The organism is Paenisporosarcina sp. (assembly GCF_049671445.1).
Classification (GTDB): Bacteria; Bacillota; Bacilli; order Bacillales_A; family Planococcaceae; genus Paenisporosarcina.
Map to the genome: position 1 here is coordinate 1 of NZ_JBATUX010000032.1, position 16714 is coordinate 16714.

Below are 16714 nucleotides of genomic sequence, written 5' to 3' on the forward strand. Positions count from 1 at the left end.
ATAATGGCAAAGAGGTCACACCCGTTCCCATACCGAACACGGAAGTTAAGCTCTTTAGCGCCGATGGTAGTTGGGGGTCTCCCCCTGCAAGAGTAGGACGTCGCTAGGCAATTAGAAAACCGGTACCGAAAGGTACTGGTTTTTTTGTGTTTATTTTTATTCTAATTAGTCGAAGGTGTGCGAGAAAGAGGAGGAACAAAGAGTTCGAGGAAACAAAGGGAAGAGACTCGGATCGTATAACATACGTGAGAATCGAAGACCAGCATGTGATGAAGAAATCTGCCGTTCATCGTCTTCCGCAGCGCGGATACGGAAGTTAAGCTCGCGCGCCGATGGTAGCTTTAAGCTCTCCGCCTGTAAGAGAAGATGTCACTAGTCAAATAAAAACCGAACCCTGTTAAGAAATCTGATACAAAACTAAATTTCACTATACTTTTCTACATAAAAGAGTATGTTATAAAAAACATGATACAATTTAATAGTCTAAAAATTATAAATTTAATTTATTAGACAATTTTTTATTAGGTGGTAGATATTATGAAAAACAATAGCGTGAAAAACTTTAAGGGGACAATGTCTAAGTAATTAAGCTGTTAACCCCATATTTTGAAAGGGAGAATTTATTTGAATCAAACATTATTAATCATTGATGCGCAACAAGAATTAATTGATGGGAATCAAAAAGAAAGTGCGGTTATTAATAAAGATCAACTTATTAGGAATATCAATATGGTGATTAAAAAAGCAAGTGAATCAGATATTCCAGTGGTCTTTGTAAGAGATCTCGATGTTGCTGAGGGGAAAGGTGAAGGCTTTCAAGTTCACAATGAAATCAATGTACCAATGGATGCAAAGATCTTCGATAAGTCAGCGACGAATTCTTTTCATGGAACAGGTCTTCTAGATCATTTAAAAAATCAACAGGTTGAGCATGTTGTTATGATGGGATGTAAAACACAACATTGCATAGATAGTGCGGTCAGAACGGCTACTATCAGCGGCTTGGATGTAACATTAGTGGGTGATGGTCATTCGACAACTGACAATGATGCTTTAACTGCAGAACAAATCATTAAGCATCATAATCGTACACTTCATGGTCATTATAATGTCGAACACTTTGCAGTTGTCAGAAATTCAGAGGAAGACTTGTTTCATCCAACGCACGACTCTTATAGGTAGTACTCATCCAAAAGGGACATTTTTAGTGCCCAGCAGACAACGTCACTACCGAATATCACCATTAGGGAAATAAGTGACTAGCCACCGTAACTAAATCTAGGGGATTGTACTGGTTGACATAATGGTCCAGACTTACAAATAAGTAAAGTAACTTCAGATAAAGATGCGGTCATTGAACGAAATGGTGGCTCCTCAATGCCAGCTTTTGAAGGACAGCTTACAGAAGAAGAAATTAAAAGTATTGCGGAATATGTTACAACTGTGATTTCTCCTTTAGGAAAATAACTAAAAGCCACTGTAGTGATTTTTTCGCTACAGTGGTTTTTTTGATGCAATCCCTTGTATTCTAACAGGTTCTCTAATAAGATTAGGGCTTAATGTTTTAAGGACGAAGGGAAGATTTGAATGAGTACAGAAGCACTTTTAATGGTGTTAATTATATTTAGTATTAATATTGTGTACGTGTCGTTTTTTACAGTGCGTATGATTATGACGTTAAAGGGGTATCGCTACCTTGCAGCGTTACTAAGTACAGTGGAAGTCGTTATTTATGTTGTTGGCCTTGGGCTAGTTTTAGATAACTTGAATGAGATTCAAAATTTAGTTGCGTATGCAGTCGGATATGGAACGGGTGTCATCATCGGAACGAAGATTGAAGAGAAGATGGCTCTAGGATATATTACGGTAAATGTGATTACGACTGAAGAAAATAGATCATTGCCACGTTTATTACGTGAAAAAGGATATGGCGTGACGGATTGGGATGCGAATGGTCTTGATGGTCTGCGAAAGGCGATGCAAATTCTGACGCCTCGTAAGTATGAACTGAAACTTTACGCAACAATTAAGGAGCTAGATCCAAAGGCATTCATTATTGCGTATGAACCGAAGACGATTCATGGTGGATTCTGGGTTAAAACAGTTAGGAAAGGAAAGCTATTTAAATGAAGAAAAAGACAGTGTGGTTTGAAGTGGAAGAGAATGAAACGATTGATGATTGTTTGAAACGGATGCAAACTGAAGGGTATATGCCGACGGGTCGAAGAGAAGAACCTGTTTTCCAAGAGATAGATGGAGAAATCCTTCCGATTCGCCAAATTATCCAATTTAAAGGTACGTACATCTCTGAATAACCATAAAATGGTCTTAAAACCGAACATTAATCTTTACTTGAAAATTATTGTTCGCATTTTTCGTTGACTCTCGACATTATTCTTGTTAAAATATGAATATAGAAACATCAAATATCCCCATATATGCTGAAGAATTGGCTTCAGCGTCTCTACCAGGTCACCGTAAATGACCGGACTATGCGGGAAAGCAACTTTTGGATGGAACGAAGGGTGTGTGTCTGTATATGTTTTTATCAGAGCCATACCCAGGTTTCTTTAGAGTCCTCAAGTAAACTGCTTTTCATGCATAGTGAGCAGTTTATTTGGGGATTTTTATATTGTAAATATCTAGCTAGAAGCGCCACTATCTTAAAAAATTACCGCTTTACGCTTTTCTATAAAGGAGAGATTTTCAATGAATCCAAAAATTGGTGTTATTATGGGAAGCTCAAGTGATTGGGAAACAATGAAACATGCTTGTGACATATTAGATGAATTACAAGTTCCTTACGAGAAAAAAGTGGTATCAGCGCATAGAACGCCTGATTTAATGTTTGAATATGCCGCTACTGCACGTGCTAGAGGAATTCAAGTGATTGTGGCAGGAGCAGGTGGAGCCGCACATTTGCCGGGAATGGTTGCATCAAAAACGACCTTACCAGTAATAGGTGTTCCCATTCAAACGAAAGCTTTAAATGGATTGGATTCATTATTATCAATTGTTCAAATGCCTGGTGGTGTACCAGTTGCTACAGTAGCTATTGGAAAAGCAGGAGCAACAAATGCTGGGTTACTTGCCGCTCAAATGTTAGCGATGGCCGATCAAACACTTGCGCACAACTTAGATTTGAGACGTGAAGCGACAAAAGTTAAAGTTTTTGAAAGCAATGGTGACTTAATATGACAAAAACCATATATCCAGGTCAGACTATCGGGATTATTGGTGGCGGTCAATTAGGTCGTATGATGGCTTTGGCAGCAAAAGAAGCAGGATTTAAAATCGCTGTATTAGACCCCAATATGGAATCTCCGTGTGGACAAGTTGCTGATATACGAATTGTGGCACCTTATAATGATGAAACTGCTTTAGAAGAACTTGCTGAAGCAAGCGATGTAATTACGTATGAATTTGAAAATATCGATTATGAAGGTCTCAAACGACTCACTGAAATTGCCTATGTACCTCAAGGTGCTGAACTAGTTCGGATTACGCAAAACCGAATTACTGAGAAAGCTGAAATTCGTAAAGCAGGTGTTCCTGTTGCGAACTATGTTGTCGCTACTAGCCATGTTGAACTTAACGCATCAATTGATGAAGTAGGGTTTCCTTGCATCGTCAAGACGGCTTTTGGTGGGTATGATGGCAAAGGTCAAGTGAAGTTATATTCAAAAGCAGATATGAAGCATGCAAAGCCATTATTTGAACATGGTGCATGTATTGCAGAAGCGTTCGTACCTTTCACGAAAGAGATTTCCGTTATCGTCCAGCGTAATGGCAACGGCGAAACGTATTGTCTTCCTGTTGGCGAGAACATTCACAAAGACCATATCTTGCATGAAACAATCGTTCCTGCTCGAGTAGCTGAAGCAGTTCTTACACAAGCTACTAAGGCAGCAGAACAAATTGCTGATCACTTACAACTTGTTGGAACACTGGCAGTTGAAATGTTTGTGTTAAAAGATGACACGTTGGTCATTAACGAGTTAGCACCGCGTCCTCATAATTCTGGACATTATTCAATAGAAGGAAGTACGATTTCTCAGTTTCACCAGCATGTCCGTGCGATTTGTGGATGGCCACTTCGCAAACCAGCGCTGCACCAACCTACTGTGATGGTAAATGTACTGGGAGAACATGTTGTTCCTTTATCAAACGTGATTTCAAAATATCCAGATTGGTCCATACACTTATATGGCAAAGAAGAAGCCAAGACGAAACGTAAAATGGGGCATGTGACCATTTTGACGAATGACGTAAATCAAACATTAGACGAAATAAAGCATTCTGGCATTTGGTCAGAATAGAAGGAGAACTACATGATAGAACGTTATACACGCCCGGAAATGGGAGCAATTTGGACGGAACAAAACAAATACCAAGCTTGGTTAGAGGTTGAAATTTTAGCTTGTGAAGCTTGGGCTGAACTAGGAGATATCCCTAAAGAAGACGTAGCGAAAATTCGTGCCAATGCTTCATTTGATGTCAATCGAATTTTAGAAATTGAAGAAGAAACACGTCACGATGTAGTTGCTTTTACACGTGCTGTATCTGAAACACTTGGCGAAGAACGCAAATGGGTTCATTACGGACTAACTTCTACTGATGTCGTTGATACGGCTCTGTCATATATCATCAAGCAAGCAAATGAAATTCTTCGCACGGACCTAAACAATTTTGTTGAAATTTTGGCAACTAAAGCAAAAGAACATAAATTCACAGTCATGATGGGACGTACACATGGTGTGCATGCAGAGCCAACAACATTTGGTTTGAAGCTAGCATTATGGCATGAAGAAATGAAACGTAACGTAGAACGTTTCGAAGCAGCAGCGAAATCAATTGAAACAGGCAAAATGTCCGGAGCGGTTGGTACATATGCAAACATCGATCCTTTCGTAGAGAAATATGTGTGTGACAACTTAGGAATCGCAGCATCACCGATTTCGACACAAACACTACAACGTGATCGCCATGCACAATACATGAGCACGCTGGCGTTAATCGCAACGTCTGTTGAGAAATTTGCAACAGAAGTTCGTGGATTGCAAAAGTCAGAAACTCGTGAAGTAGAAGAATCTTTTGGAAAAGGTCAAAAAGGATCTTCAGCAATGCCACATAAACGTAATCCAATCGGTTCTGAAAATATGGTAGGTCTTGCACGATTGATTCGTGGTTACATGTTAACAGCATATGAAAACGTGCCATTATGGCATGAACGTGATATTTCACATTCATCTGCAGAACGCGTTATTTTACCGGACGCTACGATCGCTTTAAATTACATGCTAAACCGTTTCGGAAATATTATTAAAAACTTAACTGTGTTCCCTGAGAATATGAAACGCAATATGGATAGCACACTTGGCTTAATTTACTCACAACGAGTTCTTCTTGGCTTGATTGACAAAGGATTAGCTCGTGAAGAGGCATACGATACGGTACAACCATGTGCTATGGAAGCATGGGAAAACCAAATTGCCTTCCGAGGTGTCGTTGATAAGAACGAGAAAATTACATCTTACTTAACTAAAGAAGAATTAGATGAGTGCTTTGACTATAACTATCACATCCAACATGTAGACATGATTTTTGAGCGTCTCGGACTAAATTAATCGGGGGAATACACGTGGAAAAGGGTCAACTTTTGTATGAAGGTAAGGCGAAACGACTATACGCGACAGACAAAGAAGATATTCTGTTTGTGGAATATAAAGATAGTGCAACTGCGTTTAACGGTGAAAAGAAAGCTGAAATTGCTGGAAAAGGTACGTTAAATAACCGAATCACCTCTTTACTTTTCGAAAAACTGAAAGAGTCAGGCATTGAGTCACATTTCGTTGAACAATTATCGGATCATGAGCAGTTAGTGAAAAAAGTCGACATCATTCCAATCGAAGTCGTCGTTCGTCAAGTGGCAGCAGGTAGTTTGGCGAAGCGTCTTGGACTTGTTGAAGGAGTAGAGCTCGCACGTCCTATCGTCGAGTTTTACTATAAAGACGACGAGCTTGGCGACCCACTAATTAATGAAGACCATATTAAGCTGTTGAACCTTGCATCACAAGATGAAGTGAAAGCTCTTTATGAAAAAAGTCTTCATGTGAATGAAGTATTGACGAAATTCTTCAAAGAAATCGGCGTGATTTTAGTCGACTTCAAACTGGAATATGGCCGTGATGAAGCAGGAAATGTCTTGCTTGCGGATGAAATTTCACCTGATACGTGCCGATTATGGGACGAGAAAACAAAACAAAAGTTAGACAAAGACGTGTTCCGCAGAGATTTAGGACAATTAACAGATGCATACGAAATCATACTATCCCGCCTAGGAGGACTCACACAATGAAAAAAGTAAAAATCTATGTAACACTTCGCGAAAGCGTATTAGACCCACAAGGTTCAGCAGTCATGGGGGCTCTTCACACGATGGGCTATAACGAAGTCGCGGATGTGCGCATTGGAAAATACTTGGAACTTCAAGTGGACGACTCTGAACGAGAGTTAGACGTGATTGTAAAAGAAATGTGTGAAAAATTATTAACTAACACAGTGATTGAAGACTATCGATACGATGTCGAGGAGGCTGTCAGCAAATGAAATTTGCAGTCCTCGTATTCCCAGGATCGAACTGTGATTTAGATATGTATCACGCGATCAAAGACGAGCTGGGTGAAGAAGCAGAGTATGTTTGGCATGATACGAAAGATTTAAGTAGCTATGACGGTATTCTTTTACCGGGTGGATTCTCTTACGGAGACTACTTGCGTTGTGGCGCGATTGCTCAATTCTCAAATGTCATGAGTGAAGTGAAAAAAGCAGCAGATGCTGGCAAACCGGTTCTTGGCATTTGTAATGGGTTCCAAATTTTAACCGAAGCGGGTCTCCTTCCTGGTGCTTTACTTCGCAATAAAAACTTAAAGTTCATGTGTCGTACGTCTGAATTAACCGTTGTAAATAACAACACCATGTTCACGAATGACTATTCAAAAGATCAAGTAATCAAGGTTCCTATCGCACATGGCGAAGGGAACTATACATGTGATGCAGAGACGCTGGCTTCATTAAAAGCGAACAATCAAATTGTATTTACTTACACACAAGATAATCCAAATGGCAGTGTAGAAGATATTGCAGGGATTATCAACGAACGAGGGAATGTCTTAGGGATGATGCCTCATCCAGAACGTGCCGTTCATGAATTGATTGGTGGCACGGATGGTTTAGCACTATTCAAATCTATCGTTAAACAGTGGAGGGAATCACATGTCAGTCATGCTTGAACCAAATCCTCAGCAAATTAAAGAACAAAAACTATACGCTCAAATGGGAATGTCTGATCCAGAGTTTGAAATGGTTGAAAAGATTTTAGGACGTCAGCCGAACTATACTGAAACTGGTTTGTTTTCGGTTATGTGGTCAGAGCATTGTTCATATAAAAATTCAAAACCAATTTTACGTAAGTTCCCAACGACTGGTCCACGCGTTTTACAAGGTCCTGGTGAAGGTGCAGGAATCGTTGATATTGGCGACGGACAAGCTGTAGTGTTCAAAATGGAATCGCATAATCATCCATCTGCTATCGAACCTTATCAAGGGGCGGCAACAGGTGTTGGTGGGATTATTCGTGATGTTTTCTCAATGGGAGCTCGTCCGATTGCCATGTTAAATTCACTTCGTTTCGGTGAATTAACAAGCCCTCGCGTTCGTTATTTATTTGAAGAAGTAGTAGCAGGGATTGCAGGGTACGGGAACTGTATCGGCATTCCAACTGTAGGTGGAGAAGTTCAGTTTGACGATTGTTATGCTGGAAATCCATTAGTTAATGCGATGTGTGTTGGATTAATCGATCATAAAGACATCCAAAAAGGAATTGCTTCTGGTGTTGGCAATACCGTGATGTATGTTGGAGCTAAAACAGGTCGTGATGGCATTCATGGGGCAACATTTGCTTCTGAAGAATTAAGTGAAGCATCTGAAGAAAAACGTCCAGCCGTTCAAGTTGGAGATCCATTTATGGAGAAACTGTTACTTGAAGCGTGTTTGGAACTTGTGAAATCAGACGCACTTGTTGGTATTCAAGATATGGGTGCAGCAGGATTAACGTCTTCTGCAGCTGAAATGGCATCAAAAGCAGGTTTTGGTATTGAAATGAATTTGGATGCTGTTCCGCAACGTGAAACAGGAATGACTGCTTACGAAATGATGTTATCTGAATCTCAAGAACGTATGTTAATCGTGGTAACAAAAGGACGCGAAGCTGAAATCGAAGTGTTATTCGAGAAATATGATTTAGATGCAGTGGCTGTTGGTGTTGTCACTGACGACAAAATGCTTCGTTTACTTCATAAAGGTGAAGTTGTAGCAAACGTTCCTGCAGATGCTTTGGCAGAAGAAGCTCCGGTTTACTACAAAACTTCTAGAGTTCCTGCTTATTATACTGAATATCAAGCGATGGAAAATGTAGAACCACAAGTCGCTGACTATAAAGAAACATTAATAAACTTATTAAAACAACCAACCATTGCTTCAAAAGAATGGGTGTACGATCAATACGATTACCAAGTGCGTACAAGCACGGTAGTAACACCTGGATCAGATGCAGCAGTCGTGCGTGTTCGTGGAACAAATAAAGGGTTAGCGATGACGACAGATTGTAATTCTCGCTACATTTACTTGGATCCTGAAACGGGCGGTAAAATTGCGGTAGCAGAAGCTGCACGTAATGTTGTATGTTCAGGGGCTAAACCACTAGCAATTACGGATTGCTTAAACTTCGGAAATCCGGAAAACCCAGAGATTTTCTGGCAATTAGAAAAGTCAGCTGATGGAATGGCTGCAGCATGTCTTGCTCTTGAATCACCAGTTATCGGCGGAAACGTGTCACTTTACAATGAGCGAAGCGGAGTTGCTGTCTATCCAACACCGACTATTGGTTTAGTTGGACTAGTTGAAGACTTGTCACACGTAACAACGCAAGATGTAAAAGAAGCGGGCGACTTTGTTTATCTAATTGGAGAAACAATGACTGAATTTGGTGGTAGTGAATTACAAAAAATGGTTGAAGGTCGTATCTTCGGTAAAGCACCTTCGATTAATTTAGATGTTGAAGTAGCTCGCCAAGACGCACTTTTACAAGCGATTCAAGCAGGTAAAGTTGCATCTGCTCATGATATTGCTGAAGGTGGATTTGCAGTTGCATTAGCAGAGAAAACATTTGGCGTACAAAATCTTGGTGTAGACGTGACGATTTCTGGTTCAGCCATTACTGCTTTATTCAGCGAATCACAATCACGTTTCATCGTTACTGTAAAAGAACAACATGCAGCTGCTTTCGAAGAAATCGTTAAAGACGCTGTGAAGATTGGAACAGTCACATCAGATACGTCCGTCATCATTCGTAATGAACATGGCGAAGAGTGGGTATCAGGTCCTGTTGAGGAATTCCGATCTGCTTGGAAAGGAGGAATACCATGCTTCCTGAACTCAGAGGGTTAAATGAAGAGTGTGGCGTTTTTGGAATTTGGGGTGACCCGAACGCAGCTCAAATCACTTATTACGGATTGCACGCTTTGCAACATCGTGGACAAGAAGGCGCAGGCATCGTCGTCACTGACGGTAAATCGCTTCAAGCGGTAAAAGGTGAAGGTCTCGTAAGTGAAGTGTTTAGTACGGGTAAACTTGATCATTTAAAAGGCAGTGGCGCAATTGGCCATGTGCGTTATGCCACTGCAGGCGGTAGCGGAATTGAAAATGTACAACCACTTATGTTCCGTTCGTCTACAGGTAGTTTAGCGATAGCACATAATGGGAATTTGGTGAATGCCACTCACTTGAAAAAACATTTAGAACGTCAAGGAAGCATCTTCCAAACTTCTTCAGATACGGAAGTATTAGCTCATTTAATTAAAAAAAGTGGCTACGCGACGTTTGAACAACGAGCTAAAAATGCGTTGTCTCTGTTAAAAGGTGCTTATGCTTTTATTATGATGACAGAAGATGAAATGACGGTTGCACTTGATCCAAACGGACTGCGACCACTTTCACTTGGGAAATTAGGAGATGCATGGGTGATTGCATCTGAAACATGTGCATTCGATATTATTGGTGCAGAATATATCCGTTCAGTTGAACCAGGAGAATTCCTCGTGATAAATGATGAAGGAATGAAAGTAGACCGTTTTGCTTTTCCTGCGAAACGTGCAATTTGTACGATGGAATACGTCTATTTCTCACGTCCTGATTCTGATATTGATGGCATCAATATTCATACTGCACGGAAACGCTTAGGGAAAGAGCTTGCGAATGAAGTGGAAATTGAAGCAGATGTTGTGACAGGTGTTCCAGACTCCAGTATTTCTGCTGCGATCGGTTTCTCTGAAGCGACAGGTATTCCGTACGAATTAGGGTTAATTAAGAACCGTTACGTGGGTCGTACCTTTATCCAGCCTTCTCAAGACTTACGTGAACGTGGAGTGAAGATGAAATTATCTCCCGTACGCCAAGTCGTCAACGGCAAGCGTGTCGTAATGGTTGATGATTCCATCGTTCGTGGAACAACTTCTAGACGGATTGTAACTTTGTTAAAAGAAGCGGGAGCGACAGAAGTGCATGTCGTCATTAGTTCTCCACCTATTAAAAATCCTTGTTTTTACGGCATCGATATCAGTTCAAGTGAAGAACTGATTGCCTCAAATAATAGCATCGAAGAAATGCGTGAAATCATTGGCGCAGATTCGTTAACATTCCTATCAGTTGAAGGCATGGTTCGCGCAATTGGCCGAACGGACGAAGGACCTGAAGCTGGACATTGTTTGGCTTGCTTTACGAATAATTATCCAACCGAAATTTTCACAGATACAATCTTACCGTACAAAAAAGAACTGACACGCTAGGAGGCGACATGGATGTCAAAAGCATACGAACAAGCTGGTGTAAATATTGAAGCGGGCTATGAAGCGGTAAAGAGAATGAAATCTCATGTTGATCGCACAGCACGCAAAGGCATAATGGGAGCATTCGGCGGTTTTGGTGGCATGTTTGACTTGTCGTCACTAGATTATAAAGAACCTGTATTAATTTCTGGTACAGACGGTGTTGGAACGAAGTTGAAATTAGCATTTATGACTGATCAGCACGATACAATCGGCATAGATTGCGTTGCTATGTGTGTCAATGACATCGTAGCTCAAGGCGCAGAACCACTATTTTTCCTTGATTACTTAGCAGTTGGACAAGCTCAACCTGAAAAGATTGAGCAAATTGTCAAAGGTGTTGCAGATGGTTGCGTTCAAGCAGGTGCTGCTCTTATCGGTGGGGAAACTGCTGAAATGCCTGGTCTTTATGAAGTAGATGAATACGATGTGGCTGGTTTTGCAGTCGGTGTTGCAGAGAAGTCGAATATCGTTACGGGTGAACATATTCAAACGGGTGACGTACTTGTAGGACTTGCTTCAAGCGGCATTCATTCAAATGGTTTTTCTCTTGTACGTAAAATTGTCTTTGCCGATCAAGGTTATGAGATCGATTCATATGTTGCAGGCTATGAAGAATTAGGCAGCATCGGAAAAGCATTATTAGAACCAACAAAAATTTATGCAAAACCAGTACTAGCAATTCATGAAGAACTAAACGTTCATGGCATGGCTCATGTTACAGGTGGCGGTTTTTACGAAAACTTACCGCGAATGATGCCTGCTGACTTAGGTGTAGAAATCGATTTAGGTTCATGGCCGATTTTACCGGTGTTCTCAATGTTGAAAGAAAAAGGGTCATTAGCTGACCGTGATTTATATAGTGTCTTTAATATGGGAATTGGGTTTGTCATTGCACTTCCTGAGGAACAAGCACAACAAGCGATTAAAATTGCCGTACAAAACGGTGAAAAAGCCTACGTAATAGGTCGCGTTGTACAAGGTGATGGTGTTCAATTCACTGGTACTCACGACGGGAGCTTAGTCGATGAGAAATAAGCCAAAGGTGGCGATTTTTGCTTCCGGCAGTGGAAGTAATTTTCAAGTCATCGCGGATGCAGCAAGAGCAGGCGAGTTAGATGCTGACATCGTAGCAGTTGTGACAGATAAACCACAAGCATATGTGGTGGAACGAGCAAACGCATTAGATGTGTCCGTTATTGCTTATCGTCCAAACGACTTTGAATCGAAAGTCGCTTATGAGAGAACGATTTTGCAGGAACTGCAACAGCTTGAAGTGGAATGGTTAGTGTTAGCTGGCTATATGCGGTTAATTGGCGAAACATTGCTAGCTGAATTTCCAAACAAAATCGTTAACATTCATCCTTCATTATTACCATCGTTCCCAGGTAAAGATGCCATTGGCCAAGCGTTAGCTCATGACGTAAAAGTAACAGGTGTTACGGTACATTTTGTAGATGCTGGTATGGACACTGGGAAGATATTATCGCAACAGGCCGTAGAAGTCGTTGTCGGTGATCGCGAAAAGACAGAACAACGTATTCACGCAGTCGAACATGAACTCTATACAAAAACATTACAGCAACTATTTAGCCGATAGGACCCACAGAATGTAGGTCACGAAGGCGTCGCGATAAAATTTCTTAGCACTGCATTTTGCGACGAGTAACCGCAGGAGCACGATGTCGCGTTCTTAGCCTTCGTTCCTTATATTCGGCTTTTGATTGTTATGTCTAGGTAAAAGCGTCAGCTCGCAGCTTTGCTGACGCTTTATGCTTTTCAATATGAGGAGGATTTTTCCGTGGAAAAACGTGCGCTTATTAGTGTGTCAGACAAATCAGGAATTCTTGAATTCGCAAAAGAGTTAGAGACATTAGGATACGAAATTTTATCAACAGGTGGAACGAAAGCCTATTTACAAAAAAATGGTGTGGCTATTACTCCTGTCGATGAAGTAACTGGATTTCCGGAAATATTAGGTGGACGTGTTAAGACGTTGAATCCAATGATTCACGGTGGCCTTTTAGCTATCCCGGATGATGAAAATCATCAAGCGCAAATGTATGAACATGGCATCAAGCCAATCGATGTGGTTTGTGTCAACTTATATCCGTTCCGTGAGACCATCTCAAAACCAAATGTTACGGCTGAAGATGCGATTGAAAATATTGATATTGGTGGACCAGCTATGTTGCGTGCATCTGCGAAAAACCATGCCTATGTAACGGTTATTACAGATGCAGCTGATTACCCAGCTGTTTTAGCAGAATTACAAGCTGATGGTAAAACAACAATGGCAACTAGACGTCGTTTAGCGGCAAAAGTTTTCCGTCATACAGCTTCTTACGATGCGTATATTTCTGGATATTTAACAGAACTGGCTGGTGAAGAATTCCCAGAACAAGTTACACTTACATACGAATTAAAACAAGAACTTCGCTACGGAGAAAATCCACATCAAAAAGCAGCGTTCTACAAACGTGCACTTGGATCTGATTTCTCCATTGCTTCTGCACAACAATTACACGGCAAAGAACTTTCATACAACAACATACAAGATGCCAATGCAGCGATTCAAATCGTCAAAGAATTTGAACTGCCAGCTGCGGTTGCAGTTAAACATATGAACCCATGTGGTGTTGGTATTGGTGAAACAATTGCTGATGCATTTGCAAAAGCATATGAAGCAGATAGCATGTCCATTTTTGGAGGCATCGTAGCTCTAAATCGTGAAGTGGATGCTCAAACTGCTGAACAGCTTTCAGGTATTTTCTTAGAAATTATTTTAGCTCCATCTTTCTCAGAAGAAGCATTAGCTATTTTAACAAAGAAGAAAAACATTAGATTATTGACGATTCCGTTTGAACAAAGCAAAAAAGACAAATGGAATACAGTGTCAATTGAAGGCGGCTTATTGCTACAACAACCAGACGCATATGGTTTCGCGGAAGCGGATGTGCGTGTAGTTACTGATCGTGAACCTACTGAAGAAGAATGGGCTGCACTTAAACTTGGCTGGAGCGTTGTTAAACACGTGAAATCCAATGCAATTGTCGTTACAGATGCACAAATGACACTTGGTGTTGGTGCTGGTCAAATGAATCGCGTAGGCGCAGCGAAGATTGCATTAGAACAAGCTGCTGAAAAAGCACAAGGAGCTTCACTTGCTTCAGACGCCTTTTTCCCAATGAATGATACGGTGGAAACGGCTGCGAAAGCGGGCATTACGGCAATTATTCAACCTGGTGGATCTGTAAAAGATGAAGATTCGATTCAAAAAGCAAATGAATACGGAATTGCGATGGTGTTTACAGGCGTACGTCACTTTAAACACTAAGGGGTTGCACATATATTTAGGAGGTTTTCTAGATGAAAGTACTTGTTATAGGTAGTGGCGGGCGTGAACATGCCATTGTACGCCAATTTAAAAACTCTCCATCTGTAACTGAAGTGTTTGTGGCGCCTGGCAATGATGGGATGAAAAATGATGCAACATGTGTAGGCATTGAGGCGTTAGAATTTGATATGCTGGTTGCGTTCGTTCAAGAAAATGCGATCGATTTAACGTTTGTCGGACCCGAACAACCTCTAGCTGCAGGAATTGTGGATCATTTCGAAGCGGAAGGGTTACGTATTTTCGGACCTACGAAAGCTGCTGCTCAAATCGAAGGCAGTAAATCATTCGCCAAAGAACTCATGAAAAAATACAATATCCCAACAGCTGCTTATGAAACATTTACAGATGTAAACGAAGCTAAAGCTTATATTCGAAAAATGGGTGCACCAATTGTAGTAAAAGCAGACGGTCTTGCTGCAGGTAAAGGCGTAGTAGTTGCCATGACTTTGCAAGAAGCGTTCAATTCTGTAGATGACATGATTGGCAATCAAAAGTTTGGAGATTCGTCTTCACGTGTTGTTATTGAAGCGTTCCTGGATGGAGAAGAATTTTCCTATATGTCATTTGTGCATGACGGACAAATTTACCCAATGGTCATTGCCCAAGATCACAAACGTGCCTATGACGGTGACCGCGGTCCGAATACGGGCGGCATGGGAGCTTATTCACCAGTACCTCATATTTCAAACGAAGTCGTTCAACAAGCATACGATTCCATCGTTGTGCCAACTGTTAAAGCGATGACAGCTGAAGGAACACCGTTTACAGGGATTTTATATGCGGGGTTGATTTTGACGGATGAAGGGCCACAAGTAATCGAATTTAATGCACGCTTTGGTGATCCTGAAACTCAAGTTGTGTTGCCACGAATGGCTTCAGATTTTGGTGAATTGATGATGGCACTGCTTGATGAAAAACCTTTTGAATTGCAATGGTCAGATGATGAAATTCTAGGTGTTGTGATTGCCGCAGATGGATATCCTGAATCGGTTGAAAAGGGTCTTAAATTACCTGATTTAACGAAGCTTAACCGAGATTTACAAGTGTTTCATGCGGGGACAAAAGAAGTCGATGGTCATTTTGTTGGCAACGGTGGCCGCGTAATATTGGTAACGGCAAAATCATCTACTTTACAACAAGCACAAAACCAAGTGTACAAAGCGCTTTCTGATATGAAGTGGGATGGATTCTTCTATCGTCATGACATCGGGTGGCGTGCGTTGAAATAACAAAATAGACACCCCATTACACTAGTGATGGGGTGTCTTTTTTTGTTTATTTAGGAGAATATTGGAATTATGATAATGTGAATGGGAATAAAACGAGACTGAAAGGGAATAAAACCACAACGCATGGGATTAAATCAAATCTACTGCAATTCAATGGTTATTCTCACTTTATAAAAGATTTCCCTGAATCTGGATTGAAAATCAAGATATATTCAGAGCCGTTTGATTCTGTTATGTGAAATGTATAAAACCACTTAGGGGAGAATGGATTGAATGTATCATTCTCAAGTGGGCTATTGTCTAATTTGGAGAGTGTTACAACTTCAGTGACTTCCTGTTTAATGGCATCTTGCGCTTCTGAAAAGGTAAATGTAGGTAAGGCGAGATAGATTGCTCCACCGATGAGTGTAATAGCTACAAATAGACGATACCAATTGATCGACTCCGCATGTCGTAAGGCAGTAACAGTTCCGAAAATCATAATAATTGGAACGAGTGTGTTCATGCTCCCATTGTACATATAGCTATCCACAAGAAATATAGGAATGATTAAGCTGAAAGCAACCATTATGCCAAATAAGAAACTTTTATTCTTCAAGATTTCATAAACCTCCAAATTTTGGTATTATCAAATAATATCATAAATCTTGCAAAAGAAAGAGGTCATTATGAAAAATACGTTGGGTACAGAAGACGCAATAAAGAGATGGGACCAAAACGCAGAAATCATAACGGCAAACTATAGTGAGAACGGGGATCTACATAGAGAAGTATTGCTCAACCCATCACTATTTAGTTTAGTTGGAGACGTCAATCAAAAGAATATTTTAGATGCTGGATGTGGGGAAGGATATTTAAGCAGAATCTTTGCTAAGTCCGGAGCGTCCGTAGTAGCTGTAGATTACTCAAAAAACATGCTAGAACTAGCCCGAAATAAAACACCTAAAGAGCTAAATATTAAGTATCAACATGGGAATTGTGAGGAATTAAATTTTCTTGAGGATGAAAGCTTTGACGTAATTGTATCCAATATGGTGATTCAAGACCTTGAAAATTATAAAGAAGCAATTAAAGAGATGTATCGTTTGTTGGTTAAAGGAGGAAGTTTTGTCTTTTCAATATTACACCCTTGTTTCGTAACACCA

The 16714-nt window shown here is 40.6% G+C and carries 18 protein-coding genes, 1 rRNA gene and 1 riboswitch; of the genes, 18 read left to right on the top strand and 1 reads right to left on the bottom strand.

What is annotated here, in order from left to right; all coding sequences use genetic code 11:
- From rrf to purD, 17 genes are all read left to right on the top strand, one after another.
- Positions 1-109: ribosomal RNA gene (gene rrf / locus WBG45_RS05260) — 5S ribosomal RNA — on the top strand; the annotation flags it as partial.
- Positions 110-624: 515 nt separating this feature from the next.
- On the top strand, positions 625-1182 hold the full coding sequence (locus WBG45_RS05265) for an isochorismatase family protein (RefSeq protein ID WP_424412735.1): 558 nt from the start codon (positions 625-627) through the stop codon (positions 1180-1182).
- 195 nt (positions 1183-1377) lie between these two features.
- Positions 1378-1467, top strand: coding sequence for a c-type cytochrome (locus WBG45_RS05270; RefSeq protein WP_424412736.1), 90 nt, complete (start codon positions 1378-1380; stop codon positions 1465-1467).
- A 120-nt stretch (positions 1468-1587) separates the two neighbouring features.
- The gene (locus WBG45_RS05275) at positions 1588-2130 is read left to right on the top strand and encodes a DUF2179 domain-containing protein (RefSeq protein WP_024533612.1); all 543 of its coding nucleotides are present in this window, start codon (positions 1588-1590) and stop codon (positions 2128-2130) included.
- Positions 2127-2315: an NETI motif-containing protein gene (locus WBG45_RS05280; RefSeq protein ID WP_424412737.1), complete on the top strand. Its 189-nt coding sequence runs from the start codon at positions 2127-2129 to the stop codon at positions 2313-2315. Before WBG45_RS05275 ends, WBG45_RS05280 begins: the two co-directional genes overlap by 4 nt.
- A gap of 97 nt (positions 2316-2412) precedes the next feature.
- Positions 2413-2513, top strand: a riboswitch (purine riboswitch).
- A gap of 196 nt (positions 2514-2709) precedes the next feature.
- Positions 2710-3198 (top strand): 5-(carboxyamino)imidazole ribonucleotide mutase, encoded by a 489-nt coding sequence (gene purE / locus WBG45_RS05285; protein ID WP_024533614.1) that lies wholly within the window; start codon positions 2710-2712, stop codon positions 3196-3198.
- Positions 3195-4319, top strand: coding sequence for a 5-(carboxyamino)imidazole ribonucleotide synthase (gene purK, locus WBG45_RS05290; protein WP_424412738.1), 1125 nt, complete (start codon positions 3195-3197; stop codon positions 4317-4319). Before purE ends, purK begins: the two co-directional genes overlap by 4 nt.
- A gap of 12 nt (positions 4320-4331) precedes the next feature.
- Positions 4332-5627 carry an adenylosuccinate lyase gene (purB, locus tag WBG45_RS05295; RefSeq protein ID WP_424412739.1) on the top strand — a complete coding sequence of 432 codons (1296 nt, stop codon included), beginning with the start codon at positions 4332-4334 and terminating at the stop codon, positions 5625-5627.
- Between the two features lie 14 nt (positions 5628-5641).
- On the top strand, positions 5642-6358 hold the full coding sequence (gene purC, locus WBG45_RS05300) for a phosphoribosylaminoimidazolesuccinocarboxamide synthase (RefSeq protein ID WP_424412740.1): 717 nt from the start codon (positions 5642-5644) through the stop codon (positions 6356-6358).
- The gene (purS, locus tag WBG45_RS05305; RefSeq protein ID WP_024533618.1) at positions 6355-6609 is read left to right on the top strand and encodes a phosphoribosylformylglycinamidine synthase subunit PurS; all 255 of its coding nucleotides are present in this window, start codon (positions 6355-6357) and stop codon (positions 6607-6609) included. Before purC ends, purS begins: the two co-directional genes overlap by 4 nt.
- Positions 6606-7292: a phosphoribosylformylglycinamidine synthase subunit PurQ gene (gene purQ, locus WBG45_RS05310; protein ID WP_424412741.1), complete on the top strand. Its 687-nt coding sequence runs from the start codon at positions 6606-6608 to the stop codon at positions 7290-7292. Before purS ends, purQ begins: the two co-directional genes overlap by 4 nt.
- The gene (gene purL, locus WBG45_RS05315) at positions 7276-9507 is read left to right on the top strand and encodes a phosphoribosylformylglycinamidine synthase subunit PurL (protein WP_424412742.1); all 2232 of its coding nucleotides are present in this window, start codon (positions 7276-7278) and stop codon (positions 9505-9507) included. The genes purQ and purL overlap by 17 nt, the downstream gene beginning before the upstream one ends.
- Entirely contained in the window at positions 9483-10904 is a 1422-nt protein-coding gene (purF, locus tag WBG45_RS05320; RefSeq protein ID WP_424412743.1) for an amidophosphoribosyltransferase, read from the top strand. The genes purL and purF overlap by 25 nt, the downstream gene beginning before the upstream one ends.
- A 12-nt stretch (positions 10905-10916) precedes the next feature.
- The gene (gene purM / locus WBG45_RS05325) at positions 10917-11981 is read left to right on the top strand and encodes a phosphoribosylformylglycinamidine cyclo-ligase (protein WP_424412744.1); all 1065 of its coding nucleotides are present in this window, start codon (positions 10917-10919) and stop codon (positions 11979-11981) included.
- Positions 11971-12543 carry a phosphoribosylglycinamide formyltransferase gene (purN, locus tag WBG45_RS05330; RefSeq protein WP_424412745.1) on the top strand — a complete coding sequence of 191 codons (573 nt, stop codon included), beginning with the start codon at positions 11971-11973 and terminating at the stop codon, positions 12541-12543. The genes purM and purN overlap by 11 nt, the downstream gene beginning before the upstream one ends.
- A gap of 201 nt (positions 12544-12744) precedes the next feature.
- The gene (purH, locus tag WBG45_RS05335; RefSeq protein WP_424412746.1) at positions 12745-14280 is read left to right on the top strand and encodes a bifunctional phosphoribosylaminoimidazolecarboxamide formyltransferase/IMP cyclohydrolase; all 1536 of its coding nucleotides are present in this window, start codon (positions 12745-12747) and stop codon (positions 14278-14280) included.
- Between the two features lie 32 nt (positions 14281-14312).
- Positions 14313-15569 carry a phosphoribosylamine--glycine ligase gene (purD, locus tag WBG45_RS05340; RefSeq protein ID WP_424412747.1) on the top strand — a complete coding sequence of 419 codons (1257 nt, stop codon included), beginning with the start codon at positions 14313-14315 and terminating at the stop codon, positions 15567-15569.
- Positions 15570-15732: 163 nt separating this feature from the next.
- Here purD and WBG45_RS05345 read toward each other — a convergent pair whose 3' ends face one another.
- Entirely contained in the window at positions 15733-16167 is a 435-nt protein-coding gene (locus WBG45_RS05345; RefSeq protein WP_424412748.1) for a hypothetical protein, read from the bottom strand.
- A gap of 70 nt (positions 16168-16237) precedes the next feature.
- Here WBG45_RS05345 and WBG45_RS05350 point away from each other — a divergent pair.
- Positions 16238-16714 (top strand): class I SAM-dependent methyltransferase (locus tag WBG45_RS05350; protein WP_424412749.1); only part of this gene is annotated, 477 nt, incomplete at its 3' end.